The sequence below is a fragment of the Acinetobacter sp. V116_7 genome, from assembly GCF_056735735.1.
Window position 1 is genome coordinate 960,340 of sequence record NZ_JBWZIF010000028.1, and the last position, 23,756, is coordinate 984,095.

At 38.0% G+C, this 23,756-nt stretch carries 19 protein-coding genes; 13 read left to right on the forward strand and 6 right to left on the reverse strand.

All coding sequences use genetic code 11. From position 1 onward, the window contains the following. The first annotated feature begins 103 nt into the window (after nucleotides 1-103). A complete protein-coding gene (locus AC1PJP_RS18495; RefSeq protein ID WP_282462969.1) occupies nucleotides 104-571 on the forward strand; it encodes an Lrp/AsnC family transcriptional regulator in 468 nt (155 codons plus the stop codon). An 88-nt stretch (nucleotides 572-659) separates the two neighbouring features. Here the strand turns inward: AC1PJP_RS18495 and eat are convergent, their stop codons facing one another. Beyond that, nucleotides 660-2,075 carry an ethanolamine permease gene (gene eat, locus AC1PJP_RS18500; RefSeq protein ID WP_479760773.1) on the reverse strand — a complete coding sequence of 472 codons (1,416 nt, stop codon included), beginning with the start codon at nucleotides 2,073-2,075 and terminating at the stop codon, nucleotides 660-662. A 180-nt stretch (nucleotides 2,076-2,255) separates the two neighbouring features. On the opposite strand from eat, the gene AC1PJP_RS18505 reads away from it, so the two are divergent. The 3 genes from AC1PJP_RS18505 (at nucleotide 2,256) to qhpR (ending at nucleotide 6,001) form a co-directional block, all read left to right on the forward strand. Further along, nucleotides 2,256-3,257: a phosphotransferase enzyme family protein gene (locus tag AC1PJP_RS18505; RefSeq protein WP_479768064.1), complete on the forward strand. Its 1,002-nt coding sequence runs from the start codon at nucleotides 2,256-2,258 to the stop codon at nucleotides 3,255-3,257. A 75-nt stretch (nucleotides 3,258-3,332) separates the two neighbouring features. Further along, on the forward strand, nucleotides 3,333-4,658 hold the full coding sequence (locus tag AC1PJP_RS18510) for an HAD family hydrolase (RefSeq protein ID WP_479768066.1): 1,326 nt from the start codon (nucleotides 3,333-3,335) through the stop codon (nucleotides 4,656-4,658). 308 nt (nucleotides 4,659-4,966) lie between these two features. Continuing rightward, nucleotides 4,967-6,001 (forward strand): AraC-like transcriptional regulator QhpR, encoded by a 1,035-nt coding sequence (qhpR, locus tag AC1PJP_RS18515; protein WP_002157169.1) that lies wholly within the window; start codon nucleotides 4,967-4,969, stop codon nucleotides 5,999-6,001. Nucleotides 6,002-6,155: 154 nt separating this feature from the next. On the opposite strand, the gene AC1PJP_RS18520 is transcribed toward qhpR, so the two are convergent. Continuing rightward, on the reverse strand, nucleotides 6,156-7,496 hold the full coding sequence (locus AC1PJP_RS18520) for an aspartate aminotransferase family protein (protein ID WP_002157177.1): 1,341 nt from the start codon (nucleotides 7,494-7,496) through the stop codon (nucleotides 6,156-6,158). A gap of 359 nt (nucleotides 7,497-7,855) precedes the next feature. Then, the gene (locus AC1PJP_RS18525; RefSeq protein ID WP_479768068.1) at nucleotides 7,856-8,806 is read right to left on the reverse strand and encodes a helix-turn-helix domain-containing protein; all 951 of its coding nucleotides are present in this window, start codon (nucleotides 8,804-8,806) and stop codon (nucleotides 7,856-7,858) included. 396 nt (nucleotides 8,807-9,202) lie between these two features. Here AC1PJP_RS18525 and oxdA point away from each other — a divergent pair, with 396 nt between their 5' ends. From oxdA to AC1PJP_RS18555, 6 genes are all read left to right on the forward strand, one after another. Continuing rightward, nucleotides 9,203-10,252, forward strand: coding sequence for an aliphatic aldoxime dehydratase (oxdA, locus tag AC1PJP_RS18530; RefSeq protein ID WP_479768070.1), 1,050 nt, complete (start codon nucleotides 9,203-9,205; stop codon nucleotides 10,250-10,252). Nucleotides 10,253-10,417: 165 nt separating this feature from the next. Beyond that, complete coding sequence (locus tag AC1PJP_RS18535; RefSeq protein WP_479768261.1) at nucleotides 10,418-11,215, forward strand: transporter; 798 nt, start codon at nucleotides 10,418-10,420, stop codon at nucleotides 11,213-11,215. A gap of 140 nt (nucleotides 11,216-11,355) precedes the next feature. Further along, complete coding sequence (locus tag AC1PJP_RS18540; protein ID WP_479768072.1) at nucleotides 11,356-12,870, forward strand: amidase; 1,515 nt, start codon at nucleotides 11,356-11,358, stop codon at nucleotides 12,868-12,870. A 90-nt stretch (nucleotides 12,871-12,960) separates the two neighbouring features. Beyond that, a complete protein-coding gene (nthA, locus tag AC1PJP_RS18545) occupies nucleotides 12,961-13,560 on the forward strand; it encodes a nitrile hydratase subunit alpha (protein WP_151987493.1) in 600 nt (199 codons plus the stop codon). A gap of 44 nt (nucleotides 13,561-13,604) precedes the next feature. Beyond that, the gene (gene nthB / locus AC1PJP_RS18550; RefSeq protein WP_191000318.1) at nucleotides 13,605-14,252 is read left to right on the forward strand and encodes a nitrile hydratase subunit beta; all 648 of its coding nucleotides are present in this window, start codon (nucleotides 13,605-13,607) and stop codon (nucleotides 14,250-14,252) included. 42 nt (nucleotides 14,253-14,294) lie between these two features. After that, nucleotides 14,295-15,506 carry a GTP-binding protein gene (locus AC1PJP_RS18555; RefSeq protein WP_479768074.1) on the forward strand — a complete coding sequence of 404 codons (1,212 nt, stop codon included), beginning with the start codon at nucleotides 14,295-14,297 and terminating at the stop codon, nucleotides 15,504-15,506. A 93-nt stretch (nucleotides 15,507-15,599) separates the two neighbouring features. Here AC1PJP_RS18555 and AC1PJP_RS18560 read toward each other — a convergent pair whose 3' ends face one another. Next, nucleotides 15,600-16,454 (reverse strand): metal-dependent hydrolase, encoded by an 855-nt coding sequence (locus tag AC1PJP_RS18560; RefSeq protein WP_479768076.1) that lies wholly within the window; start codon nucleotides 16,452-16,454, stop codon nucleotides 15,600-15,602. A 193-nt stretch (nucleotides 16,455-16,647) separates the two neighbouring features. On the opposite strand from AC1PJP_RS18560, the gene AC1PJP_RS18565 reads away from it, so the two are divergent. Then, nucleotides 16,648-17,313: a TetR/AcrR family transcriptional regulator gene (locus AC1PJP_RS18565; protein ID WP_151987485.1), complete on the forward strand. Its 666-nt coding sequence runs from the start codon at nucleotides 16,648-16,650 to the stop codon at nucleotides 17,311-17,313. A 61-nt stretch (nucleotides 17,314-17,374) separates the two neighbouring features. Here the strand turns inward: AC1PJP_RS18565 and AC1PJP_RS18570 are convergent, their stop codons facing one another. Continuing rightward, entirely contained in the window at nucleotides 17,375-17,929 is a 555-nt protein-coding gene (locus tag AC1PJP_RS18570; protein ID WP_479768077.1) for a TetR/AcrR family transcriptional regulator, read from the reverse strand. Nucleotides 17,930-18,626: 697 nt separating this feature from the next. On the opposite strand from AC1PJP_RS18570, the gene AC1PJP_RS18575 reads away from it, so the two are divergent. Then, nucleotides 18,627-19,244 carry a hypothetical protein gene (locus tag AC1PJP_RS18575; protein ID WP_479768079.1) on the forward strand — a complete coding sequence of 206 codons (618 nt, stop codon included), beginning with the start codon at nucleotides 18,627-18,629 and terminating at the stop codon, nucleotides 19,242-19,244. A gap of 3 nt (nucleotides 19,245-19,247) precedes the next feature. On the opposite strand, the gene AC1PJP_RS18580 is transcribed toward AC1PJP_RS18575, so the two are convergent. Next, nucleotides 19,248-23,195: an NACHT domain-containing protein gene (locus AC1PJP_RS18580; RefSeq protein ID WP_479768081.1), complete on the reverse strand. Its 3,948-nt coding sequence runs from the start codon at nucleotides 23,193-23,195 to the stop codon at nucleotides 19,248-19,250. 126 nt (nucleotides 23,196-23,321) lie between these two features. On the opposite strand from AC1PJP_RS18580, the gene AC1PJP_RS18585 reads away from it, so the two are divergent. Then, complete coding sequence (locus AC1PJP_RS18585; RefSeq protein ID WP_479768083.1) at nucleotides 23,322-23,744, forward strand: hypothetical protein; 423 nt, start codon at nucleotides 23,322-23,324, stop codon at nucleotides 23,742-23,744. Nucleotides 23,745-23,756: the final 12 nt, after the last annotated feature.

The following is a 23,756-nucleotide window of genomic DNA, read 5'->3' on the forward strand; positions in this document are numbered from 1 at the left end:
AATGATTGAAATTTTAATTCTATGTAATCAATATATTTCTTCTATTTCCCTCAATAAAACGATTAAATAACTCTATATTTAACATTTAATGAGAGATTTACTCATGTCAGAAATTTCTTTAGATAATTTTGATTATGCAATCTTAAGAATACTGCAAAAAGACAATAAAACTTCGCATCGAGAAATTTCCGAAAAAATTGGTCTATCTTCCGCTTCAGTTCAAAGACGTATATCTCGTATGGAAGAAAAGGAAATTATTTTAAAAAATTGCGCTATTTTAAATCCGCTTAAATTTGGAGAAAAAATTACTTCTATTATTGAAGTCCGACTTAGCGAAGACCGCTCTGTAGTGATGGATAGAGCGAAGCAATACTTTGCTTCTGTTGAAGAAATTCAACAGTGCTACTTTGTGAATGGAGGAGTCTCTTTTATCATTATTATGCTGAGCAATAACTTATCTCATTTTGAAAGTTTAGTTAGAAAACATTTTGCGGATAATGAAGATGTAAAAACATATCGAACCTTAATTGTTTTAGACCGTGTAAAAGTAAACTTTGAGTTAAATATTTAAACTTTTCTATTTTGGTTTCTAAACTTTTTAGTCGTTTTATAAAACTTAAAAAGAGGCCGAAGCCTCTTTATTTTTACTGCAATGAAAATCAGTCATCAATCATGGCAAACTCTTGTTCAGGCGTGCCTTTCACCAAATGATGACGGCTGTATAACAAGTAATAGAGTATAAATCCGACATAAATCAGCGCAGCCAATAACCAAACTTTTGGATTAACCATTAACCCTGCCACTACAGCAACAGCAGCAAGAATCAAGGCAATGCAAGACGTCCATATTCCTCCAGGCGTTTTATACGGACGTGGTAATTCAGGGCGAGACAAACGTAATTTGATATGTGAGAGCATCATCAACACATAAGAAATTGTTGCGCCGAATACTGCCATTAAAATGAGTAAGTCACCCTCACCTGTTAAAGAGAGTAAGAAGCCAATAATGCCCGGAATGATAATGGCCCAATATGGCGCTTTATTTTCATTGGTGAGCGATAGGTTTTTTGGTAAATATCCCGCACGTGACAATGCAAAAATTTGACGCGAATATGCATAAATAATTGAGAAGAAACTTGCGACAAGACCCGCAAGACCTACAAAGTTTACAAAGCTTGCCAACCATGTGTGCTGACCATATACCGCAATGAGTGCGTCAACCAAAGGTGCCCCTGAATTTTTTAAAGCATTTGAACCCGCAGCGCCTGCTCCCAAAAATAAAATTAAAAGTGCAAACGATGCCAATATCAACATTGAACCAATCAAACCGCGTGGCAATGAACGTACTGGATCTTTTGCTTCTTCGGCTGCAAGTGGCACCCCTTCAACCGCAAGAAAAAACCAGATGGCATAAGGTACTGCGGCCCATATTCCCATATAGCCAAATGGTAAAAAGCTACTCGCTCCTGCATGAGCGCTGACTGGAATATCAAACAAACGGGCACTGTCAAAATGTGGAAGCATCGCAACAATGAATACGACCAGTGCAATACAAGCAACGGCGGTAATTCCAAACATGATTTTAAGCGCTTCACCTGCACCTTTGAGATGAATGCCCATGAAAACTAAATAGCAAATTAAATAAACTGCCCAGCCGCCAATTCCAAAGAGTGATTGGCAATATGAACCGATAAATACGGCAATGGCGGCAGGTGCAATTGCATATTCAATTAAAATCGCAGTCCCTGTGAGGTATCCTCCAAAAGGACCAAATGCAACACGGGCAAAACTATAACCACCACCAGCAGTGGGCAACATCGTTGACATCTCAGACATCACAAAGCTCATGCAGAGATACATAAACGCGACGATGACTGTTGCAATAAAGAGTCCTCCCCAGCCGCCTTGTGCTAGTCCAAAATTCCAACCAGCAAAGTCACCCGAAATGACGTAGGAAACACCCAGCCCCACTAAAAGTAACCAACCTACTGCCCCCTTTTTTAACTGACGTTTTGCAAAATACTCTGCGTCCTGTTGTAAAGCACCAACATCTACGCTTAATTCAGATTCTTTCATTGTCGTATGCCTTATCGACTAAATTTACACCACCAATAGTTGCGCAAAAGATATTCATAAAACTTGACAGCAAAACATCTCCCCGACCACTTGAAGTCAAGTTGATTCATTTTTTCTTTTATAAGATCGACGGCATCTCAACACGAAACGTGTTTAAAAATTAAATTGAGGAGATGGGTTATGTCTGTAGAACAAAATGAATTTTTAAGCCAAGTTCAATTACAAATACTGGCAGAACAAGCAATTAAGCAATATCCATCAGACTATCAAGGACAGGTCAAACTACTGTGTCAGTCTGAAAATGCAACCTATCAAGTTTCGAGTGGGTCTGCCCGATATGCACTTCGAATTCATCGTCCGAACTATCACAGCAAACTCGATATACAAAGTGAGCTTGAATGGTTAGATGCCTTAAATGCGAGTGGTATTCAAGTGCCTGTTGCGATTGCAGATCAATCGGGTGAACGCGTCATTACCTTGAAACTATCGAATGATATTTATCGTTATGCAGTCCTTTTCAACTGGGTTGAGGGCGATATGCCGACTGTTGAAGTTGACCCCACTGCATTTGAGCAATTAGGACAAATTACCGCAAAGTTGCACGTACATAGTAAGACATGGCAAGCGCCTGAAAACTTTCAACGTATTGTGTGGAACCATGAAACTATGGTCGGTGCAGATGGACACTGGGGAAACTGGAAAAATGCACCTCATTTAAGACCACAAGATCACGGCGTGATTGAAGAAGCCATTGCACAGATTTCGAAAGATTTAAATTTCTTTGGCAAAACCCAAGAACGTTATGGCCTGATTCATGCCGATTTGCGTTTAACCAATTTATTACTACAACAAGAACGTATCGGCGTGATCGATTTTGATGACTGCGGCATGAGCTGGTTTATGCATGATCTCGCTGCTGCGATTAGCTTCAATGAACATTATGCAAATGCGCCTCATTGGGTTGATTACTGGTTAAAAGGCTACGAGCGCGTAGGTCATATTCAGTCTGAAGAATACGAAATGATCCCGACTTTTATCATGCAACGCCGCATTCAAATGATGGCTTGGAATGGTTCTCACGCACAAACAGAAATGGCTCAAAGTCTTGGCGATCAATGGTCCAATGAAACTGTGCGTCTCTGCAAAAAATATCTAAACGGACAAATGCCTGTCGGAATTTGAAAAGTGATTTAGATCGCTTTTCCCTCATTTCCAATTTTTAGTTTTTAAATTTTATAGAATTTAAAGGAAGGGTTTATGCAAGCTACCCATCAACTGAGCAAAGTTGCCAAAGCACTATTACTCACCAGTAGTCTGGCAAGTATGATTGCGCTAAGCGCATGTAACTACAACCCTTTGCAAAGTGCATCTCCCGCAGTCACTATTCCCAAAAAGGAATATATACAAAAAGGTCAATGGGACGCTTTTAACTTTGACCAACTCAATCAATTGATTGCTATCTATGGAAAAGACAGCCCAAACTACAATTCTGACAAACGTCCGTATATTGTTACTGACTTTGACAATACTTCAGTATTTTTAGACATCGAAGAAGCAACCTTAATTTATCAACTTGAACACTTAGCGTTTAATGTCACGCCAGAGCAGCTTAATCAAATTATTCGTAAAGGAATTAGCTCACAAAATTTTGACGCGGCCTACAATAACCAGCAAGGCCAAGCCGTTAATATTGATAAAATCGCCCCAGATATTATTGCCAGCTATACATGGCTTTATCACCAATATAGCGGTCTAAAAGGTAAGCAAAGTCTCGATCAAATTAAACAAGATCCGCATTATCTCGATTTCATTACTAAAATGAGATATCTATATGCAGCGATTGGAGACACGTTTGATCATGAAGTTGCATATCCATGGGTCACTTATTTATTTACTGGGCTTACCGAACAAGAAGTCCGTAATTTGGTGAAAGCAACGGTGGCTTGGCAAATACAGCAACCGATTGGACCTGTAACATGGACCTCTCCCGCTGCGCTTTCGGGCCAATCAGGCGTTGTTAAAACCACTTGGGAAAATGGCTTAAGACTATACCGTGAAATGCAAAATCTATTTAAGGTCTTTCAGGACAATGGCATTGATGTCTATGTCTGTTCGGCATCTTTTATTGATGTGATTAAGGAAATTATTTCTAATCCAGAGATCGGCTACAACATTAATGAAAAAAATGCCTACGCGATGGAGTTAGAACGAGATGCACAAAATCGAATTTTACCCGAGTTTCGTCATGGCTATGCGCAAACTCAAGGTAAAGGCAAAACCGCAACCATCCAGCGTTTTTTAGTCTCTAAATATGGTTACGGGCCAATTTTTATCGCAGGTGACAGTGAAGGCGATCAAAATATGATGCAAGATTTTGCGGCGACTCAGAAGGTTCTGATTATCAACCGATTGCGCAGCCCAAGCTCTGATATCGGAAAATTTTCTCAGCAGGCTGTGCAGAGCTATGGTCAAGCCAATCCTAAGTTTTTACTACAGGGCCGCGATGCCAATACAGGTCAATTTAGACCCTCAATGGCTAGTTTAAGTTATGGTGCGCAAACGGCAAAAACTACAAAAAATTAATATTTCACTTATTTTCTCATGCCTACAATACATGTTGTATGCATGAGAAGCCGCTTAATTTCTTGTTTGAGTTCTGCCCTTTTTGCCTATATCTAATGCATTTTCTGCCTTCTTTTAGTTCGCTACCCAACCTTAAATACAACTCTTGATCTCTTCTTAAAGAGTCAAATCTGAAACTTAAAACAGCAACACATAAGTCATTATTTTATAAAAGTTTTTAACAACACAAAATCATGGACGCAAGCAAAAACTGGTATGGCTTTTGCTTAATATAAGAATAGTTAGGAATAAATATCATGAGACTTGACATGTTACATCTCAACCCAGCTCATCTTGTCGATTCAAATATGTGTAATCAAGGTGTATTGTCTGCAGCTGCCTCTGGATTAAGCGAGTTTATTCGTCAAAAAGGTGCAGATGTTGATCGCGTTTTAGGTATTAGTGGTATTAATCCTGAACTTTTAATTAGCCCAACGTTGAGCTTACAACTCCCCAATTATTGCAAGGTGCTAGAACAGGCGGCGCTGGTTTCTGGTTGTGATAATTTTGGCCTGCATTATGGTCAACAGTTTCAACCGAAATCATTAGGGCTCATTGGCTACATTGGTCTTTGTTCAAATACATTAGAGTCTGCACTCATGAACATGACCAATAACTTTTATTTGCATCAGAAAGATACGCTTAATCGAATGGTCGATTTAGGAGATAGCTGGCGCATAGATTATCAGGTTCAACACGGCGCGATTTTAACTCGCCGCCAAGATGCAGAACTGACCATGGGCATGTTTATGAATGTGATTCGTGAAGTGATGGGTCCTCATTATTCACCACGCGCGATTCACTTTGAGCATACTCGCCCTGAATTCTGGCAAGAACACAGCAAACTATTTAACGCGCCTGTTTATTTTGATCAACCTTTTAACTCCATCATCATTTCAAAAAAAGACGTCCAGCATACTATGCCGGGTCGTGATTCTATTTTATTAACAGTGATTTTAGATACGCTGCTGTTACTCAATCGCTCTTCTCAAAGTCAAAGTCTTGCAGATCAGGTTCGCTCTCACATCCAACTTGAACTGAGTGAAGGTGAACCAAACCTTGAAAAAATCGCTCATGATATTGGTTTAACGAGTTGCACCCTTACCCGCCGTTTAAAAAATGAAGGACTCACCTTTACCCATTTAGTCGATCAGGTTCGTTGTGAGTTGGCCGAGCATTATATTAAACAAAAAAATATTCCAATTTCAGAAATGGCATTCCTGCTAGGTTACTCAGAAGTAAGTGCTTTATCACGTGCATTTAAACGCTGGTTTGGTGTTACACCACGTCAATTAAGACACTAAAACATTGCAAATACAGGCCTTGAATAAAGGCCTTTTTATTATTTAAGCAATTCGAGATATCGTCTAAAGACACATAAAATAATTACATAACAAAATACCCCTCAAATTAGATTTAACATCTAACTTGAAGGGTATTTTTTATATATAAAGTGACTTACTTTAATTTTGTTAAGGCTTGATCCAAAGCACCAACTAACCAATCGATATCTTTTATTTGGAAAGCCAAAGGTGGGCGCAGTTTTAATACATTGCCATAAGGACCTGCAACTGAGGTTAAAACTCGATGAGTGTTTCTGAGTTCTTCAATAAGGTTCAAAGCCAATGCTTTATTCGGCTCTTTTGTGGCTCTATCTTTAACCAGTTCAAACCCTATAAACAGACCTGCGCCACGTACGTCACCAACCATCTCATGTTTATCCATAAGTTTAGTGAGTTCTTTGAGAAGTAGCCCTCCCACATATTTACTATGGGTTTGCAATTCTTCTTCCTGAATAACTTTAAGTACAGCCTGTGCCGCTGCCATAGAAACTGGATTACCGCCAAAGGTATTAAAATATGGAATTTTATCGCTAAAAGCAGCAAGGACTTCACTCTTGGCTAAAAGTCCTGACACTGGAACTCCGTTACCCATTGGCTTACCTGTGGTAATGATATCAGGCACAACATTGTGGCGACCAAAGCCCCAGAAAGAATCGCCAGTGCGCGCGAAACCTGGTTGTACTTCATCAGCAATAAAGATACCGCCATTGGCATGCACGACATCAACCGCTTTTTGTAAGAACCCAACAGGATTAGGCATTACACCGTCAGAAGAAAATATTGAGTCCGCTAAAAAACCTGCAAACTTGATCCCTTTTGCATTCATATCATCAATTTGCTGTTGAATTTGCTGTGCGAACCATGTGCCCAAATCATCAGTTTGAATTCGATAATAATCAGGTGCTGGAACTAGACGAGTTGTCGCATCTAAAGGCTGCTCAGTTCCAAGCGCTGGAGAGCATCCTGAGGTTAAGCTACTGGTTCCATGATACGACTCTTGAGACACAATGATTCCTGTACCACCGCTATATTCACGTGCAATACGAATCGCTAAATCATTCGCTTCTGAGCCAGTACACATATACATGGCACGGTCAATTTCATCGGGAGTTGTTTGTAAAAGTTCTTCGGTATAATCCAAAATATTTTCATGTAAATAACGGGTATGCGTATTGAGCATTTTCATTTGCTCATTTACCGCTTCAATCACCGCAGGATGACAATGACCAATGCTGGCAACATTGTTGTAAACATCTAGATATTGATGACCTGCTGCATCCCATAAATATTGTCCCTGTCCTTTTACCAGATGCACGGGATTACGATAAAACAAGCGATAGGATTCACCTAAAATTTTATTTCTTTTATCGGTCAGTTTGCGGGTAGCATGGTCCAGCTCAGCAGCATGTTCTGGACGAAAGCTATTGGTATCCATAATGGTTGAACGCGTACCCATGAATGACTCCTCTATTTATATTCAGCATACTTTTGTGCGAGACGATAACTGACGTAGGCAACTCATACGCTGATTCGAAATATTTCAGTATTTGATTGAAGTTACGCAAACCATATTGCTTAAGTATCTTTAAAAAAACTTGACCTCAGATCACTTAAGCCACGATTTGAAGTCAACTTATTGGTCTGTTAGTGCAATGCTCACCTATTCTTTTTTTAATGGCTATTCTTAAATCTTTTTTTATTTAAAGCTGCCTTAGGTTTTTTGTTAAGACATATTCAAGCGTGGCTAACAACCAGACTTTTGGGCTAACCATTGGACATCCATTTACAGCAGCAAGAATCAAGAGATGCTGGGAACTAACACTTTTTAAAATATTCCCTAGGCGTTACACCAAAAGCTTTTTTGAATGCATGGCTAAAATGTGAAAAATCAGTAAACCCATAATCTAATGCCACTTCTGAAATGCTAGCCACCCGACCACTTTTTAGTGCATCACGACTTGCTATTAAACGTTCACACCAAATGACTGACATTACTGTCTTTTGATGTCTCGCAAATGCCCTACTCAATGTACGCGTTGATACACAATGTGCTTGTGCAATCTTTTCTAAGTTAAGTTCAGGATTTTGTAAATTCCTCAAAATAAAACTCATCGCTTTACTATATAAATCCCGTTCAATATTTACTTTAGCAATATCCTGTACTTCTAAGCTTAATACCAATAACTCTAAAGCTGATTTAGCAAAGCGTTCAGCAAAATCCATGTTAGTAAAATCAAATTTATCGTCTACTGATTGGCGTAGCATTTCACGCAAAGGAATAATTCCCGGCCGCGTTTCATCCAAAACTTGAGCAGTTAAATGTTCAATGTTAGGCACACGATTGATTAATAAATGACGAGGAATTCGGATTAAGTGATTTTTATTTCCTGCTAAATTGAACTGAAAGGTTTGTGCAGCATCGTATAGCATGAGGCTATTATTTTGGTATTGGGTTGCTCTACCACCTTGGGCTATTTGTCCACAGCCATCTTCCATAAAGCCAAGCCATAAGTCGTCATTTGGCCCAAACCGTAGATGCTTTTCGGTGCGTTCCCAAAAGTGCATAGTGGATGAAACAGTGCATATATCTATCAAGCCAAGCTGACGTACACTTAATTCACCATTAAAAATTTTTTCATCTTCAGGCTTACTTTGAGCTGGAATACAGTGCCGAAGAACAACATCATTCCAATATTCAAAACGTTCGGATGCACTTATATCTTGAGTTGAATAATGAATCGGATTTAATGACTGATAATGATTCATGGCAATTTAATCCCTTATACGACTACGCAAGATGTCAAAAAAATATGGCCTTGCTTTCATCAAGCAACTTTCATACCACTACTCTTCTGTTATTTCTGTGCATAGTTGAAGCCTTTTCCATAAGACTCATCTGTTCTATTTATCTACTTATACTTTTACATGCTGATCGAGCAATCCTGCATCATCAACAGCTCACTATAAATTAAACGATATATTTTTTTTGATCAAATTAAAACCTGTCTTTTTTAAACAAGAGATTGTCCATTCTGACCAAGTTTCATTTTATGCCTTGCGTAATATCAATATAACAACGGCGCTCCAGAACATAGAGAACCGTTAAAGCAATACAAATTTTGCGATAGAAACCGCTGCAACAAGAGATGTAGGAGAAAGAAAATGGAATCAGCAATCGACAAACATCTAAAATGCCCTCGCACACTTAGCCGACGAATTTATGATGAATACGAACCACCATTTGCTATGTGGGTAGCACGTGCTGATGAAGATCTCGAGCAAGTTGTGATGGCTTATTTGGGCATACAGTTTAAACCTGATCAAAAAGCTGCTGCTATAAAAGCGATGCAGCATATTGTGAAAAGTTTTGGTTTGGAAAATGGGCCATTAAACCATGATATAACCCATCATACTGATAATCAGAACTATGAAAATTATATTGTGGTTGGTTACTGGCGTGACCCAGCTGCTTACTGTCAATGGGCACGTTTAGCAGAGGTCAATGACTGGTGGAGTTCAGATGATCGACTAAATGATGGTATCGGTTATTTTCGTGAAATTGTTTCACCGCGGGCTGAACAATTTGAAACTTTATATGCATTTAAAGAAGATTTGCCGGGTGTTGGTGCAGTCATGGATCGTATCAGCGATGATATTCAAGAACATGGATATTGGGGATCAGCACGAGAACGCTTTCCGATTTCACAGACAGATCGTATGTTAGCTAATGGCGAATTACAGATACTTTCAGGTGACCCTCAAAAAGGTGGACGTGTGGTCGTACAGGGTCATGACAATATTACGTTAATTCGTTCTGGTCAGGACTGGGTCAATGCAGATGAGCAAGAAAGAGCATTATATTTTAATGAAATGCTGCCTTCATTGCAGGATGGCATGGATTTCCTTCGTGATGAAGGCCAATCTGTAGGATGTTATAGCAACCGTTTTGTTCGAAATGTTGATCTTGACGGGAACTTACTTGATATCGCTTACGATATAGGCTACTGGCGCTCATTAGATAAACTAGAACGTTGGGCAGAATCACATCCTACCCATCTCAGAATTTTTACTACTTTCTTCAAAGTTGTTACCGGCTTACAAAACTTGCGTCTTTATCATGAAGTTTCAGTCAGTGATGCCAAACATCAAATATTTGAATACATCAATTGCCATTCCCAAACAGGCATGATGCGCGACGCACAAACCACCTAAATACCCCCAAATTATTTTATTTCACCAGAACACAAGCACAGTCTAACTGTGCTCATGGCTGGCTATTGCCTAAAGGAAATACAAATGAATTCAAAATATTATAAATATTACATGATGTTAATAGCTCTACTGGCTGCATACGCTGAAACACACGGGGCTGAAGTTATGCCGGGTGACTATGAACAAGCTCCCGGAGGCCTAACTCTCGGTGCAATCTATTATCAGCATGCCACGACCGATGCACTCTATAGCAATGGTTCAACCGCCGCAAAAGATATGAAAGTCGAATCAAACATAGGAATCGCAAGGATGATCCATGTATTCGAACTCAGTGATCGCGTCACAATTGAGCCACAGTTCTTATTACCCTTTGGTCGCGTTGAAGGCAAAGACAATGCCAGCGGACTGGGTAGCACTTCTGGTATAGGAGATCTTATTTTAACTGCGCCTGTCCGCTACCGTCTAAATGATGCCAAAGATGTTCTTGCAGGAACGCTTTATATTAATGCTCCGACCGGAGATTACGACAATGATAAAGCATTAAATTTGGGGAGTAATCGCTGGAAATTTGATTTACAGGGTGCATATGTTAAACATTTCACACCAAACTGGGCATTAGATCTGGTGGGTGATGTGGTGTTTTACACCAATAACGATAATTACGGGACAAATTCTGACACCCTTAAACAAAATACTTCATTTGAAACACAAGTCATGGGACGTTATATGCCAAATGCCACAACTTCGGTGGGATTAGGTATCGGTCATAACTGGGGTGGCGAAACCAAAATTAATAATGTTTCACAGGATAACTCCACCGAAACCACCAACATTCGCTTTGCTATTAGCAAGTTTATGACGCCTAAAGACCAATTCGTCGTGCAGCTGGGACGTGATCTTTCAGTTGAAAATGGTCTCAAAGAAGATTTTCGTCTGAACTTGCGTTATTTACGCATTTTTTAAAAGTTAGCCGATATCAGGATAACTACTCATGTTGTCCTTTTCGAACAAATGTCTGGCGCTTTAAATCAAGTTTTCAAGAAAAGAACAGACTAATTTAAAGAATATCTTCAGTCAGAATAACAAGTGACGGGTAAAAAATTATGGCGATTCAAAGACCAACTATCGACGATTTAAAACAGATTGCAAGCAACCTGCACATGCAGTTGACTGACTTAGAAGCCGAAGAATATCTAAATATTATGCAGGCTAATTTTGATGCTTATGATTTGATTGATGAACAGGCAGATGAAATTCCAGAAGTTCATTACCCACGTACAGAACCTTATCGACCTGACGTAACCGAAAATCAACTAAATGCATGGTATTACAAAACTGAAGTCAAAGGTGCCCCAACTGGAAAACTCTCAGGGAAAACCGTTGCTCTCAAAGATAATGTATCACTTGCTCAAGTTCCAATGATGAATGGCTCATCGACCTTGGAAGGTTTCGTTCCAGATTATGATGCCACTGTCGTTACTCGAATGCTTGATGAAGGCGCTACGATTTTAGGTAAGGCGACCTGTGAACATTTTTGTCTATCAGGTGGTAGCCATACCTCAGACCCTGCCCCAGTACACAACCCCTATCGTCACGGTTATTGTGCAGGTGGTTCATCATCTGGCAGTGCTGCACTTGTTTCAAACGGCGATGTTGATTTAGCAATTGCCTGTGACCAAGGCGGTTCGATCCGTATTCCTGCTGCTTTTTGTGGTGTTTATGGGATGAAACCGACCCATGGATTGGTTCCCTATAGCGGGATTATGCCTATTGAAAATACTATTGATCATGCAGGGCCAATAAGTCGTTCGGTTCAAGATAATGCACTACTGCTTGAAGTCATCGCAGGTAAAGATGGGCTAGACCCACGTCAGTATGGTGTTCATGTTGAAAACTATACAAGTTATTTAAATCGCGGTGTGAAGGGTTTAAAAATCGGTGTTGTTAAGGAAGGCTTTGCTCTACCCAACATGGATCAACGAGTGGCAGAAAAAGTCCGCCAAGCCGCAGCCGAGTTTGAAAAATTAGGTGCCATTGTTGAAGAAATCTCTTTGCCTGAACATCAATTGGCAGGTGCATTATGGACACCGATAGGCTGCGAAGGTCTGACTGCACAAATGATGCACGGGAATGGCATGGGCTTCAATTGGTCAGGCTTATACGATGTCAAACTACTCGATAAACACAAAGACTGGCGTCAAAAAGCCGATCAGCTTTCTCCAACCTTAAAAGTCTGTATGTTTGTGGGCGAATACGGCATTCGAAACTATTCAGGTCGTTACTACGCTAAAGCACAAAATATTGTAAGACGTGCCCGCGCAGGTTATGACCAAAAATTAGCTGAATACGATCTTCTATTAATGCCAACCTTGCCAATTGTTGCCCAACCTCTGCCTGACTCAGACAGTTCATTAACGGAATACATTACCCGTGCCTTTGAAATGATTGGAAATACAGCCCCACAAGATATTACAGGTCATCCAGCGATGAGTGTGCCATGTGGGCTAGTAGATGATTTACCAGTTGGCATGATGCTGATCGGACGTCACTTTGACGAAGGCACGATCTATCAAGCAGCAGCAGCTTTCGAAGCAGCCGTTGACTGGAAAACTTTTTAAGTTAAGCAAAACCCAAAACGTTCAATCAATCAAACCATTTCTTCATGAATATGGTTCGTTGAAACTCATCTCTACCAAGGAGTATCACACGTGAGTACATCTGTTTCTAAAACATCAAACTCCACCCCAGGCGAGAGAGCATGGGCATTACACACCGTCCTTAGCAATAAAGGATTAATACCTGAAGGATTTATCGAAGATTTAACTGACCTGCTTGCCAATAAGTTTGATCCAGCTAACGGCGCTCGTGTTGTTGCTAAAGCTTGGACTGACCCAGCCTATCGTGAGCTGTTGCTAAGTGATGGTACGGCAGCTTGTGAAATGTTTGGTTATACCGGCCCACAGGGTGAATATATTGTTGCCCTTGAAGATACGCCAACAATCAAAAATGTGATTGTTTGCAGCCTTTGTTCTTGCACGAACTGGCCCGTTTTAGGCTTGCCGCCAGAATGGTACAAGAGCTTTGAATTCCGAGCACGATTAGTCCGTGAAGGTCGCACGGTACTAAAAGAACTGGGCACGGAACTCCCTGAAGATATCAAAATTAAAGTATGGGATACCTCTGCCGAAACACGCTATCTGGTATTACCGATGCGCCCAGAAGGAACTGAACATATGACTGAAGAAGAGCTTCAACAGCTCATCACCAAGGACGTACTTATTGGTGTTGCATTGCCAAAATTACCTTAGTTTTTGAGCACACTTTTTAGCAACGATATAGTGGAGTAAACATAATGGATGGTTTTCATGATTTAGGTGGTAAGCAAGGTTTTGGCGCAATTGATCACCAAATTAATAGTAAGAGCTATAAACCTGTATTTAAAAAAGACTGGGAACACCTCGCCTATACATTAATGTTTTTAGGCGTAGGACATCTCAATAAATTTAATATTGATCAGATTCGTCATGCGGTTGAGCGTATTGGATTACGGCAACATGTTGGGACTGAATATTACGAGCGTTATGTGATTGCAACAGCCACTTTGCTTACAGAGACTGGTGTAATTACGCAAGAAGAACTCGATGAAGCTTTAGGATCTCATTTTCAACTCGCGACCCCAAATCATTCAAATGGCCGCGAAGCAATTTCAGGGCGTCCACCATTTGAAGTTGGAGACGTGGTTACAGTCCGTGATGAATCGATTTCCGGTCATATTCGTGTACCCGCCTATGTAAGAGGAAAAACAGGCGTTGTCCTTCACCGCACTACGGAAAAATGGCCATTCCCAGATGCTGCGGGCCATGGACATGCAGATGCATTACCCCAACCCACTTATCATGTTGAATTTTCAACACAGGAATTATGGGGGGATGCAGGTCTTGAAGGTTCGGTAGTCGTTGATTTATTTGAAAGCTATTTAGATAAAGCTCAGACCTCTTAACCTGATTTTCTATATTAACTATCACGAACTATGAGGTCATGCATGACAGCAATATCATTAAAATCAGAATTTGAACTTAATTCGTCTCGTATTCCTGTGACTGTTTTATCTGGCTTTTTAGGTTCAGGTAAAACGACCCTACTCAACTATATTCTGAATCATCAGCAGAATATGAAAGTAGCAGTAATCGTCAATGATATGAGTGAAATTAATATTGATGTTGAAGATGTGCGCCGTCATGTAGATCTCAGTCGTGGTACTGATCAATTAATTGAAATGAGCAACGGATGTATCTGCTGCACCTTAAGGGCCGATTTACTCGAACAAATTAGTACAATTGCGCAGAAGTCAGAGTTTGATTATATTTTAATAGAATCTACAGGTATTTCAGAACCCATGCCTGTTGCTGAAACATTTGCTTTTCTTGATCAAAATGGCTTTAGCTTAAGTGAACTGGCCCGTTTAGATACGTTGGTCACTGTAGTAAATGGCGAAAACTTTGCTCAAATGATTCAATCCAATGACAAAGTAGAGACAGCCCATCAAGATGAACAGTTGTCGACAACACGTCCTCTCTCGGATCTTCTGATTGAACAAGTTGAATACGCTAATGTTATTTTAGTTAGTCGTGTTGATGTGATTGGGCAAGAACAATACTCTCAATTGCAATCACTGCTCAATGAACTGAACCCCGCAGCAGAAATTTTAACCATGGCCTTTGGGGAAATTGATTTGGAAAAAGTTCTAAATACTCACAAATTTAATTTACCTGATTTAGTGAAATCCCCAGGATGGATGAAACAGATGGACCCAAATGAAGAGATCCATTCTGAATCTGAAAATTATGGTATTTCTTCTTGGGTATATAGTGAGCGTCTACCCTTTCACCCTCAGCGTTTTCAGAACTTTTTACAGCAAGCATGGAGTAACGGTGCTTTATTACGCTGTAAAGGATATATCTGGTTTGCCAATCGTTATCAGGATATTGCGATGCTGGTGCAAACAGGAAATCAATTTGCTTGGGAATACGTCGGAAAATGGTGGAATTTCATTCATCAGGCTGACTGGCCTCAAGATGTTTATCGTCGTAATAGTATTTTTGAAAAATGGGATGAACGTACAGGTGACTGTCGACAAGAAATTGTTTTTATCGGACAAGGCGTTAATTGGGAGCAACTCCAGCAGCAACTCAACGATTGTTTATTAACAATGGACGAAATTAAGGATGGGCCTGATGTTTGGTCAGATTATTAATATTTAACCAATCCAAGTAATCACGCCACACTATTATTTTTCCATTTTTAACTTGTAATTTTCTTGCGCGGCTAAGCGCAAGCTTTATCAAGTTTAAATTTTGAGGTCTAAACGCTTTTGCCAAAGGTTTTCTAACCTTTTGGTATCGTGGTCAAAAGGATGAAAATCAGGACGGTAGTAATCTAAAAAATCTTTAACGGTTTGTAGTGTCAGTAATCCTTGATTACCTACGCCTTTTTTAAAAAATTTAGCGATGCCATTTAAAGAAAGCACTCCATCGGCTTTAAGTAATCTTCGTGTGTTATTTGCAATTAAGAAAAGTAAAATGCTTCCTGCAAATGTCATGTAAAAAATACGAGATAAGTATCCACCGCCTGATGCAACATAAGCATCAAAAAATACCGCTTTATGTTCATTTTCTTCAACCGCATGCCATAGCCATAGCTCAGCAACTGGACCGACTAACCGATGATTCCACTCATCATTACGCAAGAGTTCGGCGCCTAAAGTTGCCGTAATATGTTCAATTGCGCAACCAACCGACATGATATGCATAGTTGGTAATATTTTTTGCATTAGGGCATATAAGGCTTTAACTTCATTTTGCAATTCATTGATATTGATTTGCTGTTCATCTGCATAACGGTTAAATGCCAAATGCTCTTTAGCATGCATCGCTTCTTGTCCAATAAAGGCGCTTATCTCTGCTTGAAGTACAGGATCATCAATTTTATCTCGTATATTTCTCAGAGCCTCAATCAACATTAATTCTCCTTGCGGAAAAATAGCTGACATTGCATTCATCAAATGGGTGAAATAAGCGTCATTATCAAACCAATAGCGCTTGGAACTAGTGAAATCGAAACTTAAACGTCTGACTGGAAACGAGGCTATCAAACGATGTGCTGTTGAGGATGACTTTGGTTTAACGACTTCAAGCGTAGACATAATTTTTCCCAATTTACAAAAGTACCAATTAGTTCTTTTGTAAATTGCTTTATATTTGTAGTCAATAGTTATTTTCCATCCAATTGAAATTCATATATTTATTTATAAAAAAGTTTCTGAGAACAAAACAATCTTGAGCAAAAAAGCGGTTAATGATAGTTTTAGTAAGATTTCAAATTTTAGAAGATTTAGTGTGGAAAAACTCTCTGGCGCTTACGATACTCAAGCAGCAGGCTTACCCAGAGGCCGCACCAGCCTGTTAACTGAAGAAACACGTGAAAAGCAACGCCGACGTTTGGTTAAAGCAGCCATTAGTGCATTTGCAGAAAAAGGGTTTGCTGCTACAAGCATTACAGACATTGTTAAAAGAGCACGAGTATCTAAGCAGGCGTTTTATGAAATTTTTGAAAATAAAGAAGATTGTTTTCTGGCAGCAGATGATTTAGGTAGAAAAGCTTTATTTGAGCAAGTTCTCTCTGAAATTAAACTTGAAAATATGAATGCAGATCAATGGATTAGATCTTCAGTTCGTGCCTATTTACAACTATGTAATAGTGAACAAGACTTTACCAAGGCTTGGGCCATCGAGTTCCCCAATGCTGGAAGTCGCTGTCTAGAACAACGTAATTTATTTTTTGCAGAATTAGGACAAAGACTAAAATCTATACATGACATCATTAAAATGAATGACCCAGATCAATGGGTCAGCGTTCCTCATTTATTTTATGATGCAGCAATTGGCGGCGCTTATGAAATTATTTTCCGCTACATTTGCCAAAACAAATTTACTGAATTATTAGATCTCGAAGATGATCTGGTTAATTTCATTCAGTTTTCTATTGGATATAAACAAGTCTAAACCTGTCCAGATACGCTAAAACCCTATGATATAGAGCTTACACAAACAAAAGCTCAAACGTCTAAAGAAAGACATTAGAAATCATATTCCAGTGGCTTTCTCTGTTGTCTACCCCATCTGAGCTTAAATGCTGAATAATTGCACCCTCAATCATATATAAAAATAATTTTGCGTCCTGAAAAGTCGCATCGCTTTTTAGTTTTATAAGCTGGCTATAGATTTCATTCATTAGCCAAGTTCTATATTTAATTGCGACTTGATAGGCTTTTGCATAAGTCAGTTTTATCTCAAAAATGGCTTTAAACAATAAATAGTACTGCCCCTCTAAATCGGTATGTAAAAGATAAAGCGTCTTAAGTTTATCTTTTACGCTTGTACCTTGATCGCACTCAGCAATTGAAACTACTTTTTCTTTTAATCGTTCTTTTTGTATGATCAAACAGATTTCGATAAACCGCTCTTTAGAGTGAAAGTAGTTATAAAAAGTTGCTTTGGGAATTTGGCACTCTTTCACAATTCGGTCGACCCCAACTGTATGAAACCCAAAATGATGAAACAAATTTATTGATGTATTAATGACTTGCATAGCACGGGAGGAAAGCACTAAATTTCGCATGGTTTTACCGTTATAAATTCTTGTTGTTTCTAAATGAGATACTTTTTTGGGAGAAAAAAAGGCATAGCAAAGCCGTAAAGACTGTGCTTGGCACATCTCAAGTTTTGTTGTTGCTAAGTTTTAAATAAAAAAGACTTAAAGCCTGAAAACCTTAGGGCGTTCAAGCTGCTTTAATTTTTAAGCTGTGTCGTTATAGCTTTTGGCATTGAGAGCCAAGAAATAATGGATGTGCAAAGCCAACTCCTTTTTATTGGGAGTTCTGCCAGACACTAAAATTATGGTGGCAGAACGGAAGAAGGTTCGCGGACTGGTACAACAACCAGCACACCCGAAGGTGTCCCTCTCCCGTCCTACCGCTACGGGAGGAGACGAGGAGATGCTCACACAAAATTATCCCTCAGAAAGGAATAATTCTGATGCTGTTGTACTCGGTCCGCGACGACCGGCTGGTAATGTGACCAGCAGGCAAAGAATAGTGCTCAACTCTTTTGCCGTCAAGCACACAAAATGCCATTTGTTTTAAATTAAATCATTAGAAAAGTAAGGCTAAATAATGAGGGAGTTATTGTTAAGTGGAGCGTTATAGAGGGGGGAAATAAAAAACATCCTTGGGAGGCTGTGTGGGATGTACGTGAGTGTTTTATATAAGGTATATTATGTGAATCTTAAAAAATAAATATAGTTTTTGGGAAGTTAAATGAATAAAAAAGAATCATTAACAACTATAACAGATGTTGGAATCGAAGTATTAAGTGATGGAACACCAATTGTTTCTCCAATATATAAGTTATTCAAAGCTGGTCAACATGCTTTTATTCAAAATCGGATCAATAATTTTGTGAAAGCCGCAAATATTGAACTTTCGATTTTAGAAAAAATTATTGATAATGAAGATTATACAAACATCTTGTTCTTATCATTAGATGTTGTATCTAAAACAACTTGTAAGATAGCAATTGCATCATTGGCATTGATATATAAAAATCATAAAGAAAATACTCAATTTATTAAAAGATCATTGCGAGCTTTTAAAGAGATTGATGATTTAACATTATCTGTTTTTGAAAAAATATATGAAGAGTATGCTGATACTAGCGAAGCACTGCACTTTACTGAAGAAAAAGAAGATGGTCTTTATTTTATAAATGAATATGATGAAGTTTTGGATCTTATAAATAGAGGTTTTTTTAGTCAAGTCGCATCTTCTAAGCATATTACAACTAAATTTAGACCACTTTCTGCAATCAAGAACTCCTCAACTGATGTGTTTTATGAAACTATACAAGAAGCTAAAAAATTGATATCAACCTCGTAGTTCCTAAACCAATTTTAAGTTTTTATTTAATCTTTCAATATCTAAAACCACTATTTCAATTTGTCCAGATTTTGCAGCTTGGCTACTTTCAATCAACATTGCCTTTAGCTGATCAGTGGTAGTAGGAATAAGTTTTCCCTTGCCTCGGCTTTTTAACTTCTTATTATCAGTCCTTGGGCCAAACCATAGTACAAGATAGATACCTCTACCCTCGGCACGCCAGTCTTGTGTATATAATTTATTGAGTTGATTATCAGCACCTGTCCACAATTCAGGATGCCATTGCCCTTTCACTTCAATTGGTAAACGTAGTTGCCCTACAGTGCATCCTATATCAGCTTCTTTATCATCAGCTTCATGAACTTCCACCTCATAAACTACTTCGTTACTTCCTTGTCGGAGCAATCCTATCAAATGATCTCGACAGCGCTCTTCTTTGTATGGTTTAGCATTATCATCATAAAAACCACGCCAAGACTCTGCATCATCACTTTTGATTTTGGCTTGAACTACAGCTAGTTCTTCTAGAATAAAAGCTTGTAAATCAGAGATGGACTGAGGGGGCAAATCTGCTGAAATCGCTTTAATTTGTTCAATTGTAGGAGGAGTATACAGACTCTCAACTCGGATTTGCTTTTGTTCATACTGTAAAGTCTTAATTAAATCTGTATAACTATCTTGCTCTGCATTCTTAAGTCGCTCTAATGCTCTAGAAGCTTCATCAGTAGGATTCTTAGCTAACTGGGCAACAATCCCCTTAAGGAAGTCAGCAGCATCCCAAGGTTGCCTATCCCCTGAATACACCCCTCTAGGATGACCTACATCAGGATATTCAGATCGAAATGTATTCATTATCCATTCTAATAAGTTAACACTTAGTTGAAGGTTCGCTTTATTTTCTCGATATCTTCCATTTAGCCTGTCTCCAATAGTCCAAATAAAATCTCTATCAGATAACTCTTTCTGAAATTGTTTAATCGTTTCTTCAAAATCTATAATTAAGCCTATACCAATCCAATTTTTCTTCTGTTCAATATTTTCAAGGTTTGTACGTTGTGATAGAAATTTTTTGAGAAAATCAAACTGGCCTGCATAAAGCAAACTATCTATTAACTCCGATTCTGGCTTAAGTGCAATCAATGGGAATTGCTTCATCCATCTTTTAGCTAATTCAATATTGAAACTTTTATATTTTGCTCCATTCATAACATTATATAAACCATGAATATCAGCAAATCTGCTTTGAAATAGTGGTTCATAAAATAATTGTAGTGCTTCTTCTAAACAACCACGTCTGAGCAACTCATTTTCAATTTCTTCGAATACTTCAGGAATTTTCACCTCTTGGTCATATCGACAATTCATTAATGTAAAATAACCAGCAAATAAGCGCTCATCAGGTAAATCATTTAAGCCAATATTTTTTCGAACACGCTCTGCTAATGCGACAATGAGGATAAAACATTCATTATAAATCCTACCTTCTTTTCTAATTTCTAGAATATCTTCGGCCCTTACTTTGGGTGCACTATTCGTTAGAAAGTTTTCAAATCCTTCCATACAAATATTTGATATTTCACTCCCTAGCCACGCTGCAATACACTGATGAGGTGCGGGTTTACTATCGATATCACTAAACATTTTTAAATATGCTTTTGCTGGAGCCAAAATGACCTCATAATTACCATTACGTAATAGTTCGCGATTTTGATAATAAAACTTCTGTTGTTCAGCTTGCAGTACTTGTTTTTTCTTTTCTTGTTTTTGTGTACGCAAATCTTCTTTAATTGCCCAATCATCCAATTTTCTAATAGAAATTTGCTCTAACCATATTTTATCTTGTGCGTTTGCTCTAGTAAAAGGCAGTGCTATGTTACGAACCTCCTGACCTATCTCACCATCATGTCGTACTAAGTGAACAATTTCTTTCCAACGCTCATCCAGAGGATTAGTTAAAAACATATTTTCTAATAATAAAATAACATCGTTTTCATTCGGTATAAGACCTAATGATGCTTGGGAAAGATTTCTAGATCGTTGCCCTATAAGCTTCTCATTAGTAAGTCCAAGAAGCACAAAGCTCTGTATTTTTTGTCTTAATAAATCATTGGTTCGGAAAAAATTTTCTAATTCTTTTATTTTTTCATTATTATAACCATAGCTATAATCAAACTCTTCAAGCCATCTCCATAATTTTTCAACTGGAATTTCTTTAAAATTGAGAACTCTTAATATTAAATGAGATAGAAGATTCTTTATTTCATATCTTTCATCATGTTGAAATGGGTTTTCTTCTGACTTTAAATGTTCTACAAAAGCATCAAGAAATTTTTCTATTTGACCATCAGGTAGATCAATTTCGATGAACCAAAGTGGTCCCGAAACAGTTTCTTCAGTTTTTAAGTATAAAAAAGCTAAAGTGGCTATTAGCTTACTATCAATTCTGTTATATCCAATATCTTGTAGTAGCTCTAAAGCTAGTCGAAATGATGATTCATCATTAAATTTAGAAAGACTAAGATAAATTTCTTCCCAATCTATTAGTTGCTTTTGAATTGCTAATGTTTCACCAGCAGCTTTACGAATAGCATACTCGACCTGAGTCTCTAAAACTAACTTCTTTAAAACTTCAATAAAATAAGCTGGTAATTGAAATAACTGAATAGATTCAAGTAAAAAAATTCTAAACGTAAAAGAAATTTCATAATTTAAAAGAATATCTTTAATTTGGTTTAAAATGACTGGTGCGGTGAAAGCCCGAATCTGATAGCTATTTCGTTTATAAAACCTAGGATTATTTTCTGCTAAGTTTTCTATACTAGACAATAAAACTTTAGCTTGTTCTACTGAAAGATTATCGACATCCCCATATTCTAATATTCCGATTGGATCAGATTTAATAACTTCGAAAGCTAAATTATGATCCATAATTAACCATGCATGCATACCACGTAAATTAGCAGGAACAAGCTCATATGCATGAAAAAAAGATAGAAGACGTTTTCTTTTACGGCTCGTATTTGCTTGTTTAATTAGCCATTTAGCACCTAAAAACTCTCCTATCCTACGATGTAGATAGGTAAAGCGTTCAACACCATTAGCTTTAAATAAGCGAGAACCAATTATATTTTCAATATATTGTCCATTTGTAATACTTTTTATTTCACTTATTGGCAATTCCCCATCATCAATTTTGTGAATAGGCTTTCTAGTGATAGCTTCATTTGCTGACAATATTAAACTTCCAAAAGCTGCTCCTGCTACTTCAAGTTCAGTTTCTTTGGATAGTTGTCTTTCTTTCTTCTGTTCAGAATGTTCAATTCTTAATAAATTAACTGCTTGGTCAAACAGTTGAGTTAATGTTTCAGGTAGTTGAGTGGCACTAGCAACTTCTGAAATCAAATTTAATGTTTGTGGATTACCCAATAGCCCTTCTAATCCGAGGTTCACAAAGTGATCCACAACTTTCAATGCTTGCTCATTTCCTATTTTTTCACTTAAGAAATCATTCATATCACTTTGAGAGAAAGGATTTAAATGAAGTTCTAGTGGTTCAATATTATATTGTTCTTTAATTGCTACTAAACCAGTAGCACTACGCCAATCTGCCACACGACAAGACAAAACAAACTGTGGATAATCAAGTTCTCCCAATTTTTGCAAAACTAAATCGATACCATCCCCATCCTTAGATGAACTCAATTCATCCAAAGCATCAATTACAAGAACTTTTTTATTATTTAGCAAAGTATTAGGTTTATGACGATAGAGTAACTGTCGAGCAGTACAATATGCAAAATTATCCAAGCTTCCTAACCACTCAAGCAGGCAAGATTTTCCCATACCTGCCTCTCCTAAAATAACTAATGAGTTATCCATATTAGGTAAATCTTCTTGAGTTACTGACAAATACTCTTTTTCAACTTGATACCACAAAGTTCGTTTAATCATTTATTTTTAACTACCTAATATTTGGAATATCTTGTAAGAAAAATCTAATCATATACCAGATAAATATAAAATTTTCTTTGATTAACTCTATTATATATTTCAAGAAAACGTTAAAGAACAAAATCTATGTGTGAATGTCAAAATGTCGGTGAATTTTTTGTATGCCCTGACAGCTTTTCAAATATTTTCAGCAATAACTATGAAATGAAAAATAGGTTTCCTCACTACATCATTGAAGAGGCTCCATGCGAAGAAACTCTTCCAAAATTTGACTATGGTGAGTTTTATTATGTCTGCTCTGAGTGTGAGCAAGCATGGTATTTCGAGTGTTATCCAGATATACCAACAGCGCCTATTTTTGGAATTAAACTTTCAGATGTGAACCAAACCTTGAGCCAAAATCGAATAAACAGTATTAAGCAATTCTTAGTTGTTTTAGCTCATGAAGGCTTTTCAGAAAATAAGTGCATTCATAAAGGATGTACTGACTACTCACTTAATGGAATTAACGTATGCCTTAATCATTTTGGCTATAAGTTTAGTACCTGATAAGTTTTGTTC

Bases quoted from the DNA above. Each gene is read 5' to 3' on its own strand.
- AC1PJP_RS18495 (WP_282462969.1), top strand. From the start codon at position 104: ATGTCAGAAATTTCTTTAGATAATTTTGATTATGCAATCTTAAGAATA.
- eat (WP_479760773.1), bottom strand. From the start codon at position 2,075: ATGAAAGAATCTGAATTAAGCGTAGATGTTGGTGCTTTACAACAGGAC.
- AC1PJP_RS18505 (WP_479768064.1), top strand. From the start codon at position 2,256: ATGTCTGTAGAACAAAATGAATTTTTAAGCCAAGTTCAATTACAAATA.
- AC1PJP_RS18510 (WP_479768066.1), top strand. From the start codon at position 3,333: ATGCAAGCTACCCATCAACTGAGCAAAGTTGCCAAAGCACTATTACTC.
- qhpR (WP_002157169.1), top strand. From the start codon at position 4,967: ATGTTACATCTCAACCCAGCTCATCTTGTCGATTCAAATATGTGTAAT.
- AC1PJP_RS18520 (WP_002157177.1), bottom strand. From the start codon at position 7,496: ATGGGTACGCGTTCAACCATTATGGATACCAATAGCTTTCGTCCAGAA.
- AC1PJP_RS18525 (WP_479768068.1), bottom strand. From the start codon at position 8,806: ATGAATCATTATCAGTCATTAAATCCGATTCATTATTCAACTCAAGAT.
- oxdA (WP_479768070.1), top strand. From the start codon at position 9,203: ATGGAATCAGCAATCGACAAACATCTAAAATGCCCTCGCACACTTAGC.
- AC1PJP_RS18535 (WP_479768261.1), top strand. From the start codon at position 10,418: ATGCCGGGTGACTATGAACAAGCTCCCGGAGGCCTAACTCTCGGTGCA.
- AC1PJP_RS18540 (WP_479768072.1), top strand. From the start codon at position 11,356: ATGGCGATTCAAAGACCAACTATCGACGATTTAAAACAGATTGCAAGC.
- nthB (WP_191000318.1), top strand. From the start codon at position 13,605: ATGGATGGTTTTCATGATTTAGGTGGTAAGCAAGGTTTTGGCGCAATT.
- AC1PJP_RS18555 (WP_479768074.1), top strand. From the start codon at position 14,295: ATGACAGCAATATCATTAAAATCAGAATTTGAACTTAATTCGTCTCGT.
- AC1PJP_RS18560 (WP_479768076.1), bottom strand. From the start codon at position 16,454: ATGTCTACGCTTGAAGTCGTTAAACCAAAGTCATCCTCAACAGCACAT.
- AC1PJP_RS18570 (WP_479768077.1), bottom strand. From the start codon at position 17,929: ATGCGAAATTTAGTGCTTTCCTCCCGTGCTATGCAAGTCATTAATACA.
- AC1PJP_RS18575 (WP_479768079.1), top strand. From the start codon at position 18,627: ATGAATAAAAAAGAATCATTAACAACTATAACAGATGTTGGAATCGAA.
- AC1PJP_RS18580 (WP_479768081.1), bottom strand. From the start codon at position 23,195: ATGATTAAACGAACTTTGTGGTATCAAGTTGAAAAAGAGTATTTGTCA.
- AC1PJP_RS18585 (WP_479768083.1), top strand. From the start codon at position 23,322: ATGTGTGAATGTCAAAATGTCGGTGAATTTTTTGTATGCCCTGACAGC.